Raw genomic sequence first — 21,301 nt, forward strand, 5'->3', positions numbered from 1 at the left:
GACCTACGCGTGACTCAGTGCCCTTCCGCCCCCGTCGCGCCAGCGGGGATGGCCGGGGCCTCCCGCTCCTCGCCGCGCAGCGCGAGCTTCCGGATGACGATGTAGAAGATGGGCGTCAGCACCAGGCCGAACAGCGTCACGCCGAGCATGCCCGCGAACACCGCCACGCCCATCGCCTGACGCATCTCCGCGCCCGCGCCCGTCGCCACCGCCAGCGGCACCACGCCCATGATGAACGCGATGGACGTCATCAGGATGGGCCGCAGCCGCAGCCGGCACGCCTCCAGCGCCGCCTGCACCACGCCCATCCCCTCATCCTCCTGCGCACGGGCGAACTCGACGATGAGGATGGCGTTCTTCGCCGCGAGCCCCACCAACACCACGAGGCCAATCTGCGTGAAGATGTTGTTGTCCCCACCCACCAGCCACACACCGGCAATCGCGCTGAGCAACGCCAGCGGCACCGTGAGCAACACCGCCAGCGGCAGTGACCAACTGTTGTACTGCGCCGCCAGGATGAGGAACGCCAACAGGATGGCCAGCGGGAAGACGAACAGCCCTTCCTTGCCCGCGAGCTTCTCCTGGTACGTCAGGTCGGTCCACTCGAAGCTCATGCCGGCGGGGAGCGTCTCCGCCGCCAGTCGCTCCATCACCGCCACCGCCTGGCCCGTGCTCACACCCGGCGCCGCCGCCCCGTTGATGTCCGCGGAGGGATACCCATTGTAGCGCAGCACCTGGTCCGGCCCGAACGAGGGACTCACGTCCACCAGCGAGGCCAACGGCACCATGCCTCCCTGTGGATTGCGAACCTGCAGCCGGCCGATGTCCTCCGGCTCCATGCGGTGCTTCGCGTCCGCCTGCACGTTCACCTGGTACGTCCGACCGAAGCGGTTGAAGTCGTTCACGTACAGCGAACCCAGATGAATCTGCAGCGTCTCGAAGACCGAGCCCAGCGGCACGCCCTGCTGCTTCGCCTTCACCCGGTCCACCTCGGCGTGGAGCTGCGGCACGTTGATCTCGAACCCCGACATCAACCCCATCACCTGCGGGTCCGTGGACGCACGCTGCACCAGGGCCTGCGTGGCCTCGTACAGCGCCTGCGAACCCAGCCCCGCCCGGTCCTCCACCTGCAGCTTGAAGCCCGCCGTCGAGCCCATGCCCGGCACCGGCGGCGGCGGGAAGATGGCCGCGAAGCCCTCCTGCACTCCCGCGAGCTTCCCCTGGAGCTTCCCTGCGATGGCCCCGGCCGACAGGTCCGGCGACTGGCGCTTCTCGAAGTCATCCAGGATGGCGAACACGACCGCGGAGTTGGGCGAGTTGACGAAGCCGTTGATGGAGATGCCCGAGAAGGCCACGACGTTGGCCACGCCCTTCTCCGCCAGCATCAGGTCCGACATCTTCTTCACCACCGCATCCGTCCGCTCCAGCGACGACGCGGGCGGCAGCTGTGCCAGGCCCACCAGGTAGTACTTGTCCTGCATCGGCACGAAGCCCGCGGGCACCTTCGCGAAGCCCAGCCACGTGAGCACCAGCAGCCCGCCGTACACCACGAGCGCCAAGCCGCTGACCCGCACCACCCGGCGCACCAGGGACACGTAGCCCGAGGACGCCCGGTCGAAGAAGCGGTTGAACGGCCCGAACAACCACCCGCCGAACGCCTTCTCCATGAAGCGCGTCAGGCCGTCCTTCGGACCGTGGTGACCGCGCAGCAGCACCCCCGCGAGCGCCGGGCTGAGCGTGAGCGAGTTGAACGCCGAGAGGATGGTCGAGATGGCGATGGTCAGCGCGAACTGCCGGTAGAACTGCCCCGTCAAACCACCCAGGAACGCCGTGGGCACGAACACCGCCGACAGCACGGACGTAATCGCGATGATGGGACCGGTCACCTCGGTCATCGCCCTGCGGGCCGCCTCCTTCGGACTCACACCCTGCGCGATGTGCCGCTCCACGTTCTCCACGACGACGATGGCGTCATCCACCACGATGCCGATGGAGAGCACCAGACCGAAGAGCGACAGCGTGTTGAGCGAGAAGCCCAGCATCTGCATGATCGCCGCTGTTCCCACCAGCGACACGGGCACCGCGGCCAGCGGGATGATGGAGGCGCGCCACGTCTGGAGGAACAACAGCACCACCAACACCACCAGCACCACGGCCTCCAGCAACGTCGTCACCACGTTGCGGATGGAGGCGCGCACGAAGAGCGTCGGGTCGTAGGCAATCTTGTACTCCATGCCCTGGGGGAAGGCTTCCTTCAGCTCCGTCATCCGCGCGCGGATGCCCGCGGACACGTCCAACGCGTTGGAGCCGGACGCCTGGCTGATGCCGATGGCCACCGCCGACTTGCCGTCCAGCCGCGCGCGCACGGAGTAGGAGCTCGCGCCCAGCTCCACGCGTGCCACGTCCCGCAGGCGCGTCACCTGCCCCTCCTCGCCCACCTTGACCACGATGTCGCGGAACTGCTCCTCCTCCGTGAGCCGCCCCTGCGTGGTGACGGTGAGCTGGAACGCGGAGCGCTCATCCGGCTGCTGGCCGATGACGCCGGCGGCCACCTGCACGTTCTGCTCGCGGATGGCGGCCACCACGTCGCTCGCGGTGAGGCCCCTCGCGGCGAGCAACCGTGGGTCCAACCAGACGCGCATGCTGTACTCACCCGCTCCCAGCACATTCACGCTGCCCACGCCGGGCACGCGCTGGAGCACGTCCCGCACCTGGAGCACCGCGTAGTTGGAGAGGTAGAGCGGGTCCTGCTTCCCCTCCGGAGACACCAGGTGCACCACCATCAGCAGGTCCGGGCTCGACTTCTCCGTGAGCACGCCCAGCCGCTGCACCTCCGCCGGCAGGCGCGGAATCGCGCGCGCCACCCGGTTCTGCACCTGCACCTGCGCGGTGTCCGGGTTGACGCCCATGCCGAAGGTAATCGTCACCGCCACCCGGCCGTCGCTCGTCGCCTGCGAGGACATGTACAGCATGCCCTCCACGCCGTTGATCTCCTGCTCCAGCGGCGCGGCCACCGTCTCCGCGATGACCGCCGGGTCCGCGCCGGGATAGGCCGCGCGCACCACCACCGTGGGCGGAGACACGGCCGGGTACTCGCTCAACGGCAACTGCAACAACGACAGGCCGCCGCCAATCAGCAGCAGCACCGACAACACGGCCGCGAAGATGGGCCGGTCGACGAAGAAGTGCGCGAACTTCACGGCCGCGCCCCCTCGGCATGCTCGGAGCCGGCCATGGCGACCAGCGTGGGCGCCACCGCCATCCCCGGCCGGGCCAGGCCCTTGAGCACCACCTTCTCACCCGCCGCCAGCCCCGAGCGCACCACCCTCAGGCCACCCTCCGTCGTCCCCAGCTCCACGCGCCGCTGCTCCAGCGTCTGGTCCGGACGCACCACCAACACGTAGCGCCCCTTCTGGTCCGTGCCCACCGCCAGGTCCTGGATGAGGACCGTGGGCCGCGCCGCGCCCGTCTCCAGCCGCACCCGAGCGAAGAGCCCCGCCGTCAGCTTCCCGTCCGGATTGGGCAGCACCGCGCGCGCTCGCGCCGTGCCCGTCCCCGCCACCACCTGGTTGTCCAGGAAGTCGAGCCGCGCCTCGCGCGGGAAGCCCTCGTCCCCCGTCAACGCCACGCGCACCGGCACCGCGTTGACGCGTCCGTCCTTTCCTCGCGCCCCCGACGTCGTCCCCGCGAAGCGCAGGTACGTGGCCTCGTCCACGTCGAAGTACACGTAGAAGGGCTCCACCGAGACGATGGTCGTGAGCAGCGCTCCCGTGCTGACCAGGTTGCCCTGCGTCACCAGCGCCCGCCCCACCCGTCCACTCACGGGCGCGCGCACGCGCGTGTCCTGCAGGTCGACCTCCGCGCCTCGCACCGCCGCCTTGGCGGACTCGACGCGTGCACGCGACTCCGCGCGCTCCGCCGTCAGCACGTCGAAGTCCCCCTGGGAGATGGCCTGCTCGGCGACCAGCTTCTCGCCGCGCTCGAACCGCTTCTCGGCCAGCGTGCGGCGCTCCTCGGCCTGACGCAGGTCCGCGCGAGCCCGGTCCAACACTGCCTCGAAGGTGCGCGAGTCGAGCTGGAACAACACCTGCCCCGCCGTCACCAACCCGCCCTCCGCGAAGCGCACCGAGTCGATGTAACCACCGACGCGAGGCCGCAGCTCCACGCTCTGCACCGCCGCCAGCGTGCCGGTGAACTCGGCGCTGTCGGCGACCTGCCGGGTGACGACCTCCGCGGCAACGACGGGGGCCGCCGCCATCTTCGCGCCACCTGCTCCACCGGACGCATCCGCGCTCTCGCTCCGCGCGAGGACCAGACCACCAATCACGAGAGGGAGGGACAGGGCCCCTCCGACTGCTGCACGCTTCCAATTCATGGGGGACTCCGACTTCTTCCAAGGGTCAGGACACACCGGTGGCGTTCGCGCCCTAAGCGCGCCCACCGCCGACGGCCCTTGGGTGACAGGACGAGGAACGACTTCACGGACGTCTCCCGTCCAGCGCGCTTCGCGCGCCGACGAGGGACAGGGGGTGTCTGGGGATGCGACTTCACGGACGTCTCCCGTCCGGCGCACTTCGTCGCCGGCGGAGGACGTGGAGGTGTCTGGGATTACGACGTCAGGCGGACAGGACGGGAGACGACACGCACGTCACCCGCACGGAGGGTGACGCACAGGGGTGTGGAGGCACACGTCGACCCTGACGGGAGGACGGCGGTACCCGAAGAGGAGCTCGGAGCCGACGGCGCGACTCACCGGGCCTGTGAGACAGCCCGGCCCTCCGCGGCGAGGTCCGATGACGGCACTAGTGACGCATGGAGGGACAACAGCGCGCCGATGAACAAAGCGCCCGAGGCGCGGCGCGCCTCACCACCGAGGTAATTTGCAACATATCCCATTACTAATTGCCGTGAGGCCCGGGGCGCAACGCAATTCGTGGAGTGACACCGGTCTCGTTGAATCCCGGAGACTTGGTGGGTCAAGCCGCAGTTCGGTACCCCTTCTCATGGTTGGCGGAGCTCCTGGAGCTGTCAGACTACCTGGTGGTGCAGGCCGCCATGGCCAGGTGGCCCTGGACGTGCTGGCCACGAGGCCTCGCCCGACACGGCGATGGCCCGGCACGGCTCCGTCACCTAGGAACCGAGGCCACATCCATCGTGGAACTGTCGAGAGGAACCGCAGCATGAATCCACCCCCGCCGATGAAGAAACTGCCCCCGTCAGCGGATGTGACCTCCGACGGTGAGACGGGCGCCATCATCCGCGCGAAGGACTGGTCTCAAACGCCGGTGGGACCGATGGCGTCCTGGCCCCAGAGCCTCAAAACGGCCCTCAGCATCTGCCTCGGCTCCAAGCAGCCAATGTTCGTCTGGTGGAGGACGGGTGAGGCGCTCACCATCTTCTACAACGACGCTTACATCCCCATCACCGGTACCAAGCACCCGGAGCAGATTGGCGCCGACCCCCGCTCGCCCAAGGGGTGGGCCGAGATGTGGCCCTACCTCGAGTCGCTCGTCGAGCAGGTGTTCCGCGATGGGACCGCCAACTGGAGCGAGAACCTCCTGCTTCCCTTCTACAGGGACGAGAACTTCCTGGAGGAGGCCTACTTCAGCTTCTCCTACAGTCCGGTCACCGGCGAGTCTGGCCGGGTGGAAGGGGTGTACTGCGCGACGAGCGAGACCACCAAACAGGTCTTTAGCGAGCGCAGGCTCAAGTTGCTGCGCAACCTGGGAACGGGCACCGCGCTCTCCAACGCGGCTGCCGTGGCCACACATGCCGCCGAGCACCTGCGAGGCAGCCAGAACGACATTCCCTTCGCGCTGCTGTACCTCGCCGATGCGAAAGGCGGACACGCTTCGCTCGCTTCCTCCGCGGTCCTCGCGTCGGGGACGGAAGCGAGCCCCGAGCTCATCTCCCTTGATTCGGACTCCGGCTCGGCTTGGCCGCTTGCCGAGGTCTACCAGACCCAGCGGATGAAGCGGGTGCGCGGGCTTCGCACGGTGACGCCCATCGGCGGCCTGCGGACGGAGGCATGGAGCGAGCCTCCCGATGAAGCGGTGGTGCTGCCCATCGAGGCACCAGGCCAGGAGCAACTGGCGGGGTTTCTCGTCGTGGGCTTGAGCCCGCGGCTTCGTTTCGACAGCGACTACGAGAGCTTCCTCAACCTCGTGGTGGGCCACGTCGCCACCAACATCACGAACGCCCGTGCTGTCGAGGCGGAGCGCAAGCGCGCCCAGGAGCTCGCCGAACTCGACCAGGCCAAGACGGCGTTCTTCAGCAACGTCAGCCACGAGTTCCGAACGCCCCTCACCCTGATGCTCGGCCCCACCGAGGACGCGCTGGCCTCGCCGGAGCGAGCGCTGCGCGGGGCCGACCTGGAGACCGTCCATCGCAACGAGCTCCGCCTGCTCAAGCTGGTCAACTCCCTCCTGGACTTCAGTCGCATTGAAGCAGGCCGAGTGCAGGCGTCCTACGAGCCGACGGACCTGGCGGCGCTCACGCGCGACCTCGCGAGCGCCTTCCGCTCCACCGTGGAGCGCGCGGGACTGCGTCTCGTGGTGGATTGCCCATCTCTCCCCGACGCGGTCTGGGTGGACCACGAGATGTGGGAGAAGGTTGTACTGAACCTGCTCTCCAACGCCTTCAAGTTCACCTTCCAGGGAGAGATTGCCGTCGGCCTGAAATGGATGGGAGGGCAGGTCGAGCTGTCCGTCCGAGACACGGGGACCGGCATCCCCGAAACCGAGCTTCCCCACCTCTTCGAGCGGTTTCACCGGGTGGAGGGGGCGCATGGCCGCAGCTACGAGGGCAGCGGCATCGGTCTGGCGCTGGTGCAGGAGCTGGTGAAGCTGCACAGCGGCGAAATCCGGGTGGCCAGCGTGTTGGGGCAGGGCACGACCTTCACGGTGTCGGTGCCCACGGGGAGTGCGCACCTTCCCCAAGAGCGTCTCCACGCTCAAAAGACGCTCGCTTCCACCTGGACGCGCGCCGAAGCGTTCGTTCGCGAGGCCTTGGGTTGGTTGAACATCTCGGCCGCGCAACTGGGCGACGAAACGGCCCATGACGAGGAGCGGGAGGAAAGGCCGATCGACGCGCGCGACGAAAGGACGCTCGACGCGCAAGGAATTCTTCCGGAAGGCCGCGTCCTGGTGGCCGATGACAACGCGGACATGCGCGACTACGTGCGACGGCTGCTCGCGGGCCGCCTCACCGTGGAAGTCGTGCCGGACGGACAGGCGGCACTGGAGGCCGCACGCGCCCATCCCCCGGACCTCGTCCTGACGGACGTGATGATGCCGCGTTTGGATGGCTTCGGCCTCTTGCGGGAGCTGAAGGCGGACGCCCGGACGGCGGCGGTGCCCGTCATCCTCCTCTCCGCCCGCGCCGGCGAGGAGGCGACGGTTGAAGGGCTGAAGGCGGGCGCCAACGACTACCTCGTCAAGCCGTTCAGTGCGCGGGAGCTGCTGGCGCGCGTGGAGGGCAACCTGCAACTCGCGAGGGCACGTAACCGCCTGTCAGAGGTGCTCGAGTCGATGGGTGACGCGTTCTGCGTCCTCGACCGGGAATGGCGTTTCGCCCTCGTCAACGCGGCATACGAGCGGATGATGCGGACACCCCGAGGCCAATTGCTGGGCCGTAACATCTGGGAGGTGTTCCCGCCAGCAACGGCCCCCGGTTCCAGGTACAGGGCCGAGTACCGCCGGTGCATGGAGCATCGGTCCCCTGTGCAGTTCGTGGAGCATTACGCTCCGCTCGACTTGTGGACGGACGTAAGGGTGTACCCGACAGCGGAGGGCATCGCCGTTTTCATCCGGGACGTGTCGGCCGAGAAGCGCGCCGAGGTCGCCATCCTGCGCCAGGCGGAGTTCGAGCAACAGTTGGTGGGCATCGTCTCCCACGACTTGCGCAACCCCCTGCAGGCCATCCACATGGGGGCCGCCACCCTCCTGCGCCGGGACGACCTGGATGTGAGGGTGACGAAGTCTGCCCTGCGCATCCAGTCCTCGGTCGAGCGCGCCATCCGCCTGGTGCGTGACTTGCTCGACTTCACTCAGGCGCGGCTCGGGGACGGCATCCCTGTCACCCGTGGCCCGCTCGACGTGCACCAACTCGTCGCCCATGTCGCGGAGGAGCTCGGGCACGCCTTCCCCGAGAGGGAGCTGGTGGTAGGGGCGGAGGGGGACGGGCGTGGGGCGTGGGACGGCGACCGGCTCACGCAAGTGATGCACAACCTCGCCACCAACGCCCTCAAGTACAGCCCGGCCAGCACCCCCGTGCGCCTGTCGAGCCGCGGCGCGGACGCGGAGGTGGTGCTCGAAGTTCACAACCAGGGTGCTCCCATCCCGCACGAGCAGATGGTGGAGCTGTTCAAGCCGCTCCGCCGCGGCCACCATGAGGCCGAGCGGAGGACGGGCAGCATCGGCCTGGGCTTGTTCATCGTGGAAAGCATCGTGCGCGCCCACGGAGGGAGCGTGCAGGTGCGCTCCAACGCGGAGGAGGGCACGACCTTCACCGTCCGGCTGCCTCGGAGTCAGCCGGAAGGCCCTGCGGCCCCCCCAGGGCTCATTTGACGCGCGCGCCGAGGCTTCTCCTTCTCTGGGGACGCTCGCCTGCTCCTCTCCCAATCTCCCGTCGTGTCCTCGCGGCGGTGGAGCACCTGTGCCTCCCCAGGATTCGGTCGCCGAGGCATGAGGGGCGTCAAAGCCACGTTCGACAGTGAGTCAAGGCGAGTGAGACGCAATCTCGCGGGCCTCACTTGCCAGGGACGGTGCAGTTCGCGGGCGGCGTCCACTCGCGCAGGGCGGTGACGCGGGCATCCTGGACCTGGGACACGCCCTCGGGGGCGTCGACCCGGTTGACGGTCGTGGGCCGGGTGAAGTCGAGCAGCTCCACGGGCGCGGGGCGCGTCGGGCAGCCCGCCTGGAAGGTCTTCTCGAGCGCCTCCACCAAGGTGTCCGCATGGTCATCCGCGGGGTCCGCGGCCTCGGGCCAGGTCAGGTCTCCCGACAGCGGCTCGCCACGCTCGGGAGGGAACCACGTCCACCGGAGGACGGTCTGCCCGGTGTTGCCCCACACCACGCCCCCGGCGACGCCACCCACGGTGGTGAAGTCGTCGGGGAGCTCCCGCCACTCGATGGCGAAGCCCTCGGGGACCTCCTGGCGGATGGGGGAGAGCCGATGCACGTCGTCGAGTTCGCCCGACAACAGCAGCATCCACGTCAGCTCTCTCAGCGCGTCGCGACTCACCGCCCCCACCGCCACGCGCGCCTGCCGGTTCGCGTCCGTGGTCTTCACGTCCACGTGGCCGATTCGCTCCGCGTCCTCGTACAGGGCCAGCTCACTGCAACTCTGCGACACCCAGGCCGTGCCCGTGCCCAGGTGATAGGCGCGCACCTCGTCGCAGAAAGAGTAGTGCCCTCGACGCCCGCGCAGCACCAGCCACCCCTCCGAGGGGACGCGCAGGCCCGTCAGCGGGAGCATCCGCACGGAGTCTCCATGGCTGGACAGACACAGTCGCCACGCGGGGTAGCGCCAGCGCTTGGACTTCTTGCGCGCCTCCTTCTCGCAGGCCGCGGGCCCGAAGCGCTCACCGGAGGTGTCCGCGTCCACGATGCTCGCGAGGTGCTTCGCCTCCTTCTCGCGGTGGGCAGCGAAGGACGCCTCGGCGCGGACAACCCAGGACTCCGTCTCCTTCACACAGGCGCTGTCCGTCACGGCGCACAGCCACGGCGCGAGCTTGTGGTCCGGCTTCACCGTGTCGAGCATCAACACCTCACGCACCGTCGGCGGCAACACCACCGTGCGGACACCGGGCTTGCCCAGCTCCAGATAGGACTCCACCCACGTCCGCCCTCCCCGACGCCACCAGTCCTTCAGGGCCAGGAGCGAGACGTCCTCTGGGACCGGCTCGTTCACCTCGCGGCTCAGCTCGAAGCAGCGCGAGGACAGCAGCTCGCGCAGCGCCGCCACGCCCGGCTTGCCGTCGACTCCGTCGGGCAGCGACTCCAGCTTCGCGTCCAGCGCGACGACGCGCTCGTGGGCCGCCGTCCATTCAGGCGTGGCCTGGGGACAGGGCACGAAGACCTTCGAGGCCGGCGCCGGCTTCGCGGACAGCAGCACACCCAGGAGGACGAGGAGCATGTGGCGCACAGAATCGCGCAACTCGCGCCCCCGAGGCCAGGACCTGGAGGACTCAACGCCACTGGATTGCACCTCCAGTCGGGAAACAGGAACGAGCGCCTCGGGACGACCACACCGGGGGTCCTCGGAGGCAGTGGGCCCCGGGCGCCGCTCGGGGCGCTGCCCTGGGAGCCCAGCCCGTCGCCAGTGCCTTCACCGCCCCAGCCTGTTACTGAGGAGACGGGAGCCCGCGTCCGCGTTTCCCTCGGACGATTGGCGGCCTACATTACCGGACAGCCATGAGCATCGAGCACGCCTTCCATCCCCCCACCATCACCACGGCCGAGGGCCGACCGCTGGACGTCATCGAGGTGCGGGGCCTCACGGTGGACTGCATCGTGGGCATCTTCAATCGGGAGCGCATCTCCGCCCAGCCCCTGCAAATCGACGTGGCGCTGTTCCTGGACACGCGCTCCGCGGCGGGCGGCAAGCTCTCGCACTCGGTGAACTACGGCCGGCTCGCGGGGGAGCTGCGATTCCTGCTGGAGTCGTGTCGCTTCGAGCTGCTCGAGTCCGCCGCCGAGGCCATCTGCCGCTACGTGCTGGCGCCGCCCACCGAGGACGTACCGCGCGCACAGGTCCACGCGGCCACGGTGCGAGTCACCAAGCCCCACGCGCTGGGCGGGCTGGCCATTCCCTCGCTCCAGGTGCACCGCAGCGCGGAGGAGATGGTGTACGGCAAGGAGGAGAAGTCCTTCGGCCGCGTGGACATCATCCACGAGGGGACGGGCTACGGCGTCTACAGGCTGCGAGTCAGGCCCGGAGGCCACATCCCCACGCACGTGCACCAGAAGATGGAGGAGAGCGAGCTGGTGCTGGGCGGAGGGCTGCATCTGCAACACCAGCCCGTGGCTCGGGGGCAGGCGTTCCACTGGCCGCGCGGCTTCCCGCATCGCTACGACAACCCCTCGTCCACGGAGCAGACCGTGCTCTGTGTCGACAAGCCCGGCTTCATCCCGTCGGACGAGGTGGAGACCGAGGCCCCTCCCGAGGGCCTGACGCCCGTCACCGGCACCTCCTACTATCCGCACGATGAGCTGGTCGCCGCGGAGTCCTCCTCGGGGACGCGTTCATGAGCGCGGTGGTGACGGCCCCGGACGTGGACGGGCCTGAATCGAACGACGCCCTTCCCGGTGGCGCACGCCCCGCCGGAGCGCCCAGCCTGAAGCGAGAGGCGCCCGGCGGAAGGTCTGTCACCGAGGGCGACCACCACACACAGGAGGATGCGCACTGGGAGCCCGGCTCATGACTCCGACAGGCACCAGGAAGGTGCTCATCACCGGAGGCGGAACGGGCATCGGCCGCGCGGTGGCGGAGGCCCTGCTGCGCACAGGTGGCCGTGTCGTCGTGACAGGTCGTCGCGCGGACGTCCTGGAGGAGGTGGCGCGCGCATGGCCCGGACAGGCCTTCGCCCTGCCCTGCGACGTGTCCTCCCCCACGGAGCGCGAGGGACTGCTGCGCCGGGCCGCGGAGCTGCTGGGCGGTCTGGACGGCTTCGTCCACAGCGCGGGCCAGGTGGTGCATCAACCGCCGGGACACATCGGCGAGGACGTGCTGCGCTCACAGCTGGAGATCAACCTCATCGCGCCGTTGCGCCTGGGGGAGCAGGCGCTGGAGGTGTTGGAGCCCGGCGGCGCGCAGGTCTTCGTCGCGTCCACGCTGGCCACGCGGCCCATCGTCACCAGCGCGGTGTACAGCGCGGCGAAGGCGGGCCTGCTCCAGGTGATGAAGGTCCTCGCGCTGGCCGGCGCGGCCCGAGGCCTCCGCGCCAACGCCGTGCTGCCCGGCGTCGTGGAGACGGACATGGTGCGCGAGGTGAGGCTCGCCCCGGGCGAGGCGACGCCAACGCCCGAGGAGTCCACCCGCCGTCAGGAGGCCCAGCTCGCGGGCCTGCGCTCACTCCACCCACTCGGGCGGCTGGGACATCCGGAGGAGGTCGCCGAGGCCGTGCGCCACCTGCTGGGCGCGTCCTGGATGACCGGCACGGAGCTGGTGCTCGACGGCGGGCTGCTGCTTCGCGAGTGAATCAGCCCTCGTCGGGATAGACGACACACTGAGACGTGCACGTCTCCGCGACGCGAACCTTCACCACCTTCGCGGTGGGGAAGCTCAGCTTGCCGAAGACCCAGGCGGCCAGCAGCTCGCTGGTGGGGTTCTCCAGCCCCGGCACGTCATTCAACAGCCGGTGGTCCAGCTGCGCGTGCATCGCCTGCCAGGCCTCGGTGAGCGTGGCGAAGTCGACCACCCAGCCGAAGTGGGGGTCCACCGGTCCGCGCACCGTCACTTCGACGCGGTAGCTGTGCCCGTGGACGCGCGAGCACTTGTGGCCCGGAGGGACGTTGGGGAGGAAGTGCGCGGCCTCGAAGGTGAACTCCCTCGAGATTTCGGTCACCAGCGAGATTTTGGGCTTCGAAACAGGCTCCATTGCACCGGCCTTCTACCCACGTTCCGCCCCGGGCGTCGAGCCAAGACACGGCCCCGACGCCCCCTCCCCCGCCCCTACCGGCGCACGGCCGCGAGGATGTAGCGGGGCAGCAATTCCTCCCGGAAGGCCTTCCAGAGGTTGAACTGCCCGTAGTTGCCCCCGGTGAACATCACCGTGAGCTCGAGCTCGGGGATGACCATGACGTACTGGCCACCGTTGCCGCCCGCCTCGTATTCCGCGTAGACGCGCTCGCCCACGCGCAGCTCATGACGCCACCACGCATACCCGTAGGTGCGCTCGGGGCTCATCACCGAGTGCCGCGCGGTGGAGCGCTCGACCCACTGCTTGGACACCACGCGCCGGCCGTTCCACACGCCGCCCGACAGGTACAGCTGCCCCAGCTTCAGCGCATCCCGAGGCCTCGCGTAGAGGCCGCCGCCCAGGTACGCCTCGCCATCCGGCATCAGGTTCATCGCGTAGTGACGGAACTGGAGCGGCGTGGCCACGGTGCGCTCGAAGTGCTCGGGCAGCCACGTGCCCGTCGCGTTGCGCACCACGCCGCCCACCAGGTTGATGCCCGCCGAGCAGTACACCGCCTGCGTCTCACCCGGCGCCCGTCCCATGGGCAGGTCCAGCGTGTACGCGTACCAGTCCCCCTCCTGGCTCTGGAGGTTGTTCTCGTTGCCGGGCGTCTCCTCGTTGTCGTCGTCGCAGTCGAAGCCCGACGTCATCGTCATCAAATGCTCGAGCGTCAGCCCCGCCTTGCGCGCATCCGCGGGCGCCTTCGGCTGGTAGCCCGGGAACATCGAGTAGACGGGCGTCTGGGCAGACAGCTTCGCGCCCTTCTGGATGGCGGTGCCCACCAGCACCGGCGCCAGCGTCTTGGACGCCGAGCGCAGGTCATGGAGCTTCTCCTTGTCGTAGCCGTAGAAGTACTCCTCCAGCACGAGCTTGCCCTTGCGCGCGATGAGCACCCCCTGGACACGCTGCGCGGGACCGGGGCCCACCTCCGTGTCGAGGAGCCGCTGCATCAGCGCCTGGATGGGCGCCGGGTCCATGCCCACGTCGGACAGGGACGCCGTGGCCCAACCGTCCTGCTCGGCCACCGGCGGACGGTAGACGTACGCCCCCGGCGCGGGCGTGCGCGGATACAGGCCCACCGCCTGGTCCCGCTCGCGCCGGGTGAACTGGAGGTTCCCCAGGAAGAAGATGGGCACCGACAGCCGACCCGAGCGCTCATCCAGCGTGCCCTCGAACGTCGTCGGCCCACGTGGGTCCACCAGCTTCACGGCGCTGCCCTGCACGGAGACGTTCAGCGCGAACTGCCGTCCGAAGCCCTTCTCCGGATCTCTCAGGTACGCGGCGATGGCGCCATCCGGCTTCTTGTACACGACGAGGTACAGGGTGAAGCGGTCCGCCCACGGCGTCACCGTCCCGCGCCACACGCCCTTCTGGAGCGAGCGCAGCTCCACCGGCGTCGCGTACTGCACGCCGCCCACCATGACGCGCGGCTGCACCCAGTGGCCCCGGAGCACCTGGCCGTCCGCCGCCACCGTGGCCCGGAACGTCCCCTGTCCGCCCGGCAAGGTCAGCGACAGCGCGCCCTTCTCCACCTGGCCCGTGGCCTCGTAGCCCGAGATTCGCGCGCGCCACGTGGTGCCCTCGCGGAACACCGTCAGCTCGCCCTGGACCTCGGGCCCATAGACGGGGGCCGCGGACCAGATGCCCACCAGCTTCTCCGCCGCGTCGGTCGCCGGGGCCTGGGCGGGGGGCTTCGGAGGCGCGGCCGGCTCGGCGGCCCGGACCGAGGGGGACAGCGACAAGAGCGCCAGCACGGCGCCCAGGCAGAGGGAGGACGAGGAGTGCATCAAGGTTCCTGGGTGGACGAGCGAGGGGGCAAGGCCCGTAGGGCCTTACGGTGGGCACCTCCGGCTGATTGCAACCCGCTTGCAGGAATGTCCCCGTCCCCACGCGCCCCGGGGCCGGGCTATCCTTTCGCGCCATGACTCCGGAGGTCTGGATGGCGGCCCGCCCCACGGGAGGGCGAGCGGGAGGACGGCGTTGCTTGCGCCCCGGGTCCGGGTTGCGTAGCGATGGCGCCAGGACCCGTGCACGGTCCACGCGCGCATGAAGCTCTCCCTCGCCACCCGCATCTTCCTGGGCTACGCGGTGGTGCTCGTCACCTTCGGCCTGGTGTCGCTGTTCAGCGTGGCGGAGCTGCACCGGAACCGGCTGGAGATCCGGCTGGTGAGCCAGGGCTACCTCCAGCTCTCCCAGGACGCGGCGGAGATGGAGATGAACCACGCCAACCAGCAGCGCCACACCGCGCGCATGCTGGAGGAGGACAGCGCGGAGATTCGCCGCGCCATCATCCGGCTGGCCCGCGTCTACGTCCCCACGGCGTTCATCTCCCAGCGACTGGCGGCCACGCGCGAGCGCGCCACGCAGCTTCGCGACATGGCCCCCGAGAGCGAGATTCCCTTCATCGGCGAGCTGGAGGCGCGGCTCGCGGAGCTGGACTCGCGCTACCAGGAGTACGGCCGCGCCGCGGAGAGCGTGTTCGACGCGTTCAGCACCCAGGCGCCGGACAAGGCCGCGGTGGACCGCGCCACCGCGGACGTGCTCACCATGGAGGACGCCATCGGCCGCGAGCTGCGGCTGCTCCGCCTGTCCCTGGCCAACCGCATCCGCGAGCGCGTGGACGGCGCCGAGGAGCGCGAGCGCCAGACGGGCATCGCCATCATCAGCCTCTCGGTGGCCGCCATCCTCCTGGGCCTGGGCGCGACGGCCTGGTCGGCCCGCACGCTGCGCCCGGTGCGCACGCTCATCGAGGGCGTCTCGCGCATCGGCAAGGGCGACTACAGCGCGCAGCTGGGCGTGCGCGGACACGACGAGGTGGCCGTGCTCGCGCGCGAGTTCGACCAGATGGCCCGCTCCCTCCAGGCCCGCGAGGCGCAAATCAAGGCGCAGGCGGAGGCGCTGATGCGCGCCGAGCAGCTCGCCGCCGTGGGCCGCGTCTCCGCGCAGATCGTCCACGAGGTGCGAAACCCCCTGTCCTCCATCGGCCTCAACGTGGAGCTGCTCGGGGACGCGGTGGAGCGCGCCACCTTCCCCACCCCCGACGAGTCCGGCGAGGTGAAGGACCTGATCTCCGCCGTCACCCGAGAGGTGGACCGGCTGGCGGACGTCACCGAGCACTACCTGCGCATGGCCCGCCCGCAGCGGCCGGATTTGGACCCGCGCGACGTGACGGCGGTGCTGGACGGCGTGCTGGACTTCTCCCGCGAGGAGCTGACGCGCGCGGGGGTGGAGGTGGTGCGCGAGTTCTCCCCCACCACGCCCCCCGTGCTCGCCGACGAGGGGCAGCTGCGCCAGGTGTTCCTCAACCTCCTGCGCAACAGCCGCGAGGCCATGCCCCACGGCGGCCAGCTCACCATCGCCACCCGCCCCGTGGAGCAGGACGTGGAGGTGACGGTCAAGGACACCGGCCAGGGGATGACGGAGGAGGTGCGACAACACCTGTTCGAGCCGTTCTTCACCACCAAGGAGGGCGGCACCGGCCTGGGGCTCGCGGTGAGTCAGCAAATCCTCCAGGCCCACGGGGGCTCGCTCTCCTGCCAGAGTATTCCCGGCCAGGGGACGGCCTTCGTGTTAAGGCTTCCTCGCGCATGAGCTTCACACCGTATCGGGACGTGCTGCCCTCCGGGCTGCGCGTCGTCACCGTCGAGACGCCCCACCTCCACACCGCCCTGCTCGCCATCTACGTCCGCACCGGCAGCCGGCACGAGACGCCCGCCAACAACGGCGTCAGCCACTACCTGGAACACCTGTTCTTCCGGGGCAGCGAGAGCTGGCCGGACACGGTGCGGATGAACGCGGCCGTGGAGGAGGTCGGCGGCAACCTCAACGGCGTCACCACCCGGGATCACGGCTACTACTACACGCCCCTGCACCCGGCGCACCTGCGCGTGGGCATGGACATCCTGGGCGACATGCTCACCCGCCCCCGCCTCACCGACATGGAGGTGGAGCGGCAGATCATCCTCGAGGAGATGCTCGACGAGGTGGACGAGAAGGGCCGGGACATCGACCTGGACAACCTGTCCAAGCACCTGCTCTTCCCCCAGCACCCGCTGGCGCAGAAGATCGCCGGCACGCGCGACTCCGTCTCCGCGCTGAAGCACGCGCAGGTGCTGGAGCACTTCGCCCAGCACTACGTCTCCGGCAACCTGGTCGTCACCGCCGCGGGCCGCGTGCGCCGTGAAGAGGTGCTGGAGCTCGCCGAGCGCGCCTTCGCCCACCTGCCGCGCGGCCCCGCCAGCTCGGAGGCCCCCCCGCCCCAGGGCGCGCCCGGGCCCCTGCTCCACTTCGTCACCCACGACGAGTCGCAGACGGAGTTCCGCCTCAACTTCCGCGCCGTGCCGGAGCAGCACGAGGACTACCCCGCGCTCCAGATTCTGCGCCGCGTGCTGGATGACGGCCTGTCCTCGCGGCTGCCGTTCGAAATCGTGGAGAAGCGGGGCCTGGCGTACTCGGTCCACGCCTCGCTGGACGGCTACCACGACGCGGGCCTGTTCGAGGTGGAGGCCGCGAGCGCCCCGGAGAAGGCCGCGCAGGTGGTGGAGGAGTCCCTGCGGGTGATTGCCCAGCTGTGCGACACGGAGATTGGCGAGGAGGAGCTGACCCGCGCCAAGCGCCGTCACCGGATGCTGCTGGAGTTCTCCCAGGACTCGCCGGGGGAGCTGGCCGGGTGGTTCGGCGGCACGGAGCTGTTCCGCACGCCGGAGACCTTCGCCCACCGCGCGGACCTGGTGGACTCGCAGTCCGCGGCGCGCGTACGCGAGGTGGCGCGGCGCTACTTCCGGCGCGACAACCTGACGGTGGTGGCGGTGGGCCAGCGCAAGGGCCTCAAGGCGCTGGAGCGCGTGGTGGCCGAGGCGCCGGGACTCCCCTGAGCCCCGGCGCCGGGGTCAGCGACCGCCGCGGATGATGACGGGGCCGGAGGGCTTCTTCTTCGGCTTCGGCGTCATCGAGACCAGGGACTTCTTCACCTCCTGGTACTCGGTGTTGTCGGGCTCCTTCTGGAGCGCCTCGTCGATGAGCTTCATGCCCCGGGCCATCTGCGTCTGCAGCTGAGCGGAGAGCCGGGCCAGGGCGACCTTCTCCTCGAGCGAGGCCTCGCCCAGGTTGAGCATCCGCTCCAGCGACGAGAACGCGTCCACCTTGCGGTCCGTCTGGAGATACAGCCGCCACAGCCGGGAGTGCACCGGCGCGAAGCGCGGCTCGGCGCTGAGGGCGAAGCGGTAGCTCTCCTCCGCGCCCTTCATGTCCTTGGCCTCCTCCTGCGCGCGGCCTCGCACGTAGAGGCCCCGGGCCAGCCGGGGGCGGAACGTGAGCGCGCGGTCCACCAGCGCCAGCGCGTCCGCGCGACGGCCCTGCGCGAGCACCGTCTCCGCCATCCACGCCAGGGCCTCGGCGTTCTGCGGCTCGGCGTCGACCAGCGCCTTGAGCGCGGCCTCGGCGTCCTTGGCGCGACCCTGGGCGAGCAGCGCGCGGGCCCTCAGGGTGACGACGTCCGAGCGCTGGGCGTCCTTGCCCTCCACCGCCTGGAGGTCCGCCTCGGCCATCTGCGGCACGCCGCTGACCAGGAAGTAGCGGGCGCGGAGCAGGCGCGCGGCGGTGTGCGCGGGGTTCTGCTGCAGCAGCTTGTCCATGAGGTTGGCGGCGAGCAGCTCGTCGCCCTTCATGAGGAGGACCTCCGCCTCCACCGCCTTGGCCTCGGGGTCGTCCGGGCTGTCGCGCAGCACGCTCTCCAGCGTGGCGAAGGCGGCTTCAATCTGCCCCTCGCGGGCCTGGAAGCGCGCCAGGTCCAGGATGTCCTTCTCCTGGAGGAGGCCCGAGTCGCGCAGCGTCACGAGGATGGCCAGGGCCTCCTGGGTGTTGCCGTTGCTGCGGTACAGCTCGGAGAGCTGCTTCTGGATGGACGGGTCCGTGCCGGGGATGAGGGCCTCGGCCTGCTTGAGGGACATGATGGCCGCGCCCATGTTGTTGTTCATGAGGTGGGCGTCGGCCATCAGCAGGAAGGGCTCGGCGCTGTCGGGCGCGGCGGTGGCGGCGCGCTTGAGGGCGTTGAGCGCGGCGGCGGGCTGTCCACTGGCCAGCTGGACGCGGGCCTCGCCCAGGGCGCTCTGGGCTTGTTGAGCACGGTTCTGGACGGCCGCGGCCTCTGGCTCCTTGCAGGCAAGCGGGAGGAGGAGCGCCAGGGTCCAGGGCAGGTTTCGTTTTCTCCAGGGCATCGCTGAGCCGGAGGGTACCGGATGTTATCCTCCCTCGTCGATGGACCCATTCGTTCGGCGCCTCGTGGAGAGGCTCCATGACCCCAGCAAGCCGCTGTCGCGCAACCGGCACTTCCACACCTTCGACACCCCCGAGGGGCGTCTGGCGCTGAAGGTGTTCCGGCGGCTGCGCAGCCTGCAGAAGGACATCCTCGCCTGCCGGGCGGAGGGGCGGCGTGCGCGCATCTTCCGTCGCGTCAACCCGGAGGGAGAGCACCGCATCGAGCTGACGATGGAGCGCGTCAGCGGCAAGCGCGTCTCCGTCCTCCAGACGGCCGAGCTGGAGCTCCTGTCCGCCCTGCCCGGCGTCCGCGAGGCGCTGGAGATACTGGACGAGGCCGCCTGAGTTGCGCGGCCCCGTCCGGTGAATCGTGGATTCTACGTAGTGCGGGCTAGTCCTTCGTGCAGACGACGTCGTCGACCTGGAGGTGGTCGCGGTCGGCCACGCTGCGGCTCGGGTAGAGGAACAGCCGCCAGTCGCGCACGTTGCCCGCGAACTTGAAGAACACCGGCTGCCACTCATCGCTGTCCACGGTGAGGAAGTCGGTCTGCGGGTTCCAGCCGGCGCTCGAGTAGATGCGGTGACGGATGGTGCCGTGGCCCCTCACCCGGTACGAGCAGGAGTAGTTGCCGCTGGGGACGTTGAACTTCTCCAGGGAGAAGCGCTCGGCCACCTCGATGGGGACGATGAACTGGAGCGCCGTCGTGCCGCCGTGCACCGCGGCCGTGTACTGCTTCAGGCGCGTGGCCCGGATCTCCGTGCCCGGGTCCGCGAGGCCGTTGTCCATGCCGTACCAGTAGTCGGGGATGAGGTGATTGCCCTGGTAGGGGATGGAGTAGACGTTCCAGCTCTCGAAGCCGCCGTTGCGGATGATGTTCGAGGCGTGGTCGGCGGGCACGCAGCGCTTGGTGGCCGAGTCACACGCGGGCAGCGCGCCCACGCAGTCGTAGGTGGTGAAGCAGGCGCCAGGGGCCAGCTCGCACACGCCGGAGGTCGGGTTGCAGGTGGTCGCCGGGTTGCTGCAGGTGACGCCCGCGCACGGGTTGCCGGGGATGCACTGGTGCGTGGAGGTCTGGCAGACGGGGGTCTCGGGCGTGCCAGCGCAGTCGGCGTGGCGGACGCAGCGGTTCTCGGCCGTCACGCAGGTGTTGGTGGCGTCGCAGGTCTGCCACTCGTTGCAGTCGACGGTGTCGTAGCAGCGGCCGGCGAGCGGCTCGCACGTCACGGTGGTGTTGTCGCACTTCGCCCAGGGCTCGCACGTCACGGTGTCACACGGCTGGGGCGCGCGCGTGCAGCGCACGTCGTCGAGCGTCAGGTGCTCACCGCTGGTGTTGCGGATGCTGAAGATGAGCTCGAAGGTGTCGAAGACGTCGCCGGCCAGGTTGAAGGTGTACGTCAGCTGCCGCCACGTGGAGGTGTCGACCGAGGTGTAGCCGGTGTAGCTGGAGTAGTCGTCGTCGAAGAAGGCGTTGCGGATCTCACCGGTGCCACGCACCTGGTAGGTGCAGGTGTAGCGGCCCGCGAGCAGCGTGTTCGCCGCCGTGGTGAAGCGACGGTGCGTGGACGAGGCGTTCGTCAGTCGGGCCGCGTTGGAGCCCTCGAAGGCGCCGCTCGTCACCTTCTGCACGTCGCTGCCGGCGAGGTTCGACTTGCTGCCGAGCCACGCGTCGGGCAGCGAGCCAGACCAGGCCTCGAAGCCCCAGTTCGTGATGACGCTCACCACGGGCGGCTCGCCACCGGCATCCGGCGTGCCACCACCGGCGTCGGGCGTCTCGCTGCCCGCGTCCGGCGTCTCGTTGCCCGCGTCCGGCGTCTCGTTGCCCGCGTCAGGCGTCTCGTTGCCCGCGTCCGGCGTCTCGTTGCCCGCGTCAGGCGTCACGCCCGCGTCCGGCGTCTCGTTGCCCGCGTCCGGCGTCACGCCCGCGTCGGGGATTTCGCCGCCCGCGTCGGGAAGCTCGCCACCGGCATCTGGGATTTCGCCACCCGCGTCGGGGACTTCGCCGCCCGCGTCAGGAAGCTCACCGCCAGCATCGGGTGGCTCACCACCCGCGTCGGGGAGGTCCCCACCTGAATCCGGCGTCCCACCACCCGAGTCGGGGGTCCCGTTACCTGAGTCCGGCACCTGGTGGCCGGCATCAGGAACCACCACCACTGGATCCGAATCACCATCACCGCAGGCGACCATCAGGACCAGCAGCGAAGTCAAACACACCCGAACCAACGTCAAAGCGAGCCTCCCATTTCAAAAATGCAGGCTCCTCGTACCACACTTCGCGCACCTTCCCTGGTGGCGCCCGAGTCACAAGCCGCCCCCTCGCGCCTGTTTCACGGATTGAAAGAATCTGTCGTGACGAGTGGTGTCGA

Annotated in this window: 13 protein-coding genes; 6 read left to right on the forward strand and 7 right to left on the reverse strand. The window is 69.7% G+C overall.

The genetic code is table 11. From position 1 onward, the window contains the following. Window positions 1-14: 14 nt before the first annotated feature. Window positions 15-3,200 (reverse strand): efflux RND transporter permease subunit, encoded by a 3,186-nt coding sequence (locus LXT21_RS01720; protein WP_254036332.1) that lies wholly within the window; start codon window positions 3,198-3,200, stop codon window positions 15-17. Further along, on the reverse strand, window positions 3,197-4,375 hold the full coding sequence (locus LXT21_RS01725) for an efflux RND transporter periplasmic adaptor subunit (protein WP_254036333.1): 1,179 nt from the start codon (window positions 4,373-4,375) through the stop codon (window positions 3,197-3,199). The genes LXT21_RS01720 and LXT21_RS01725 overlap by 4 nt, the downstream gene beginning before the upstream one ends. Window positions 4,376-5,180: 805 nt before the next feature. Between LXT21_RS01725 and LXT21_RS01730 the strand changes: the two genes are divergently transcribed. Further along, window positions 5,181-8,567, forward strand: coding sequence for an ATP-binding protein (locus LXT21_RS01730; RefSeq protein WP_254036334.1), 3,387 nt, complete (start codon window positions 5,181-5,183; stop codon window positions 8,565-8,567). A 181-nt stretch (window positions 8,568-8,748) separates the two neighbouring features. Here the strand turns inward: LXT21_RS01730 and LXT21_RS01735 are convergent, their stop codons facing one another. Continuing rightward, a complete protein-coding gene (locus tag LXT21_RS01735; RefSeq protein WP_254036335.1) occupies window positions 8,749-10,137 on the reverse strand; it encodes a hypothetical protein in 1,389 nt (462 codons plus the stop codon). 278 nt (window positions 10,138-10,415) lie between these two features. On the opposite strand from LXT21_RS01735, the gene LXT21_RS01740 reads away from it, so the two are divergent. Then, the gene (locus tag LXT21_RS01740) at window positions 10,416-11,252 is read left to right on the forward strand and encodes a dihydroneopterin aldolase (RefSeq protein ID WP_254036336.1); all 837 of its coding nucleotides are present in this window, start codon (window positions 10,416-10,418) and stop codon (window positions 11,250-11,252) included. A 169-nt stretch (window positions 11,253-11,421) separates the two neighbouring features. Next, the gene (locus LXT21_RS01745) at window positions 11,422-12,201 is read left to right on the forward strand and encodes an SDR family NAD(P)-dependent oxidoreductase (protein ID WP_254036337.1); all 780 of its coding nucleotides are present in this window, start codon (window positions 11,422-11,424) and stop codon (window positions 12,199-12,201) included. Between the two features lies 1 nt (window position 12,202). On the opposite strand, the gene queD is transcribed toward LXT21_RS01745, so the two are convergent. Beyond that, on the reverse strand, window positions 12,203-12,601 hold the full coding sequence (queD, locus tag LXT21_RS01750; RefSeq protein ID WP_254036338.1) for a 6-carboxytetrahydropterin synthase QueD: 399 nt from the start codon (window positions 12,599-12,601) through the stop codon (window positions 12,203-12,205). A 74-nt stretch (window positions 12,602-12,675) separates the two neighbouring features. Then, window positions 12,676-14,469 (reverse strand): serine hydrolase domain-containing protein, encoded by a 1,794-nt coding sequence (locus tag LXT21_RS01755; RefSeq protein ID WP_254036339.1) that lies wholly within the window; start codon window positions 14,467-14,469, stop codon window positions 12,676-12,678. Window positions 14,470-14,728: 259 nt separating this feature from the next. Here LXT21_RS01755 and LXT21_RS01760 point away from each other — a divergent pair, with 259 nt between their 5' ends. Then, window positions 14,729-16,273: a sensor histidine kinase gene (locus LXT21_RS01760; RefSeq protein WP_254036340.1), complete on the forward strand. Its 1,545-nt coding sequence runs from the start codon at window positions 14,729-14,731 to the stop codon at window positions 16,271-16,273. Then, entirely contained in the window at window positions 16,270-17,556 is a 1,287-nt protein-coding gene (locus tag LXT21_RS01765) for a M16 family metallopeptidase (protein ID WP_254036341.1), read from the forward strand. Before LXT21_RS01760 ends, LXT21_RS01765 begins: the two co-directional genes overlap by 4 nt. Window positions 17,557-17,571: 15 nt before the next feature. Here the strand turns inward: LXT21_RS01765 and LXT21_RS01770 are convergent, their stop codons facing one another. Beyond that, a complete protein-coding gene (locus LXT21_RS01770; RefSeq protein ID WP_254036342.1) occupies window positions 17,572-18,897 on the reverse strand; it encodes a tetratricopeptide repeat protein in 1,326 nt (441 codons plus the stop codon). Between the two features lie 40 nt (window positions 18,898-18,937). Here LXT21_RS01770 and LXT21_RS01775 point away from each other — a divergent pair, with 40 nt between their 5' ends. Further along, entirely contained in the window at window positions 18,938-19,282 is a 345-nt protein-coding gene (locus tag LXT21_RS01775) for a hypothetical protein (protein WP_046715102.1), read from the forward strand. A 46-nt stretch (window positions 19,283-19,328) separates the two neighbouring features. Here the strand turns inward: LXT21_RS01775 and LXT21_RS01780 are convergent, their stop codons facing one another. Beyond that, window positions 19,329-21,122, reverse strand: coding sequence for an invertase recombinase-like protein (locus tag LXT21_RS01780; protein WP_256571278.1), 1,794 nt, complete (start codon window positions 21,120-21,122; stop codon window positions 19,329-19,331). Between the last annotated feature and the right edge of the window lie 179 nt (window positions 21,123-21,301).

The organism is Myxococcus guangdongensis, assembly GCF_024198255.1.
GTDB classification, from domain to species: Bacteria; Myxococcota; Myxococcia; order Myxococcales; family Myxococcaceae; genus Myxococcus; species Myxococcus guangdongensis.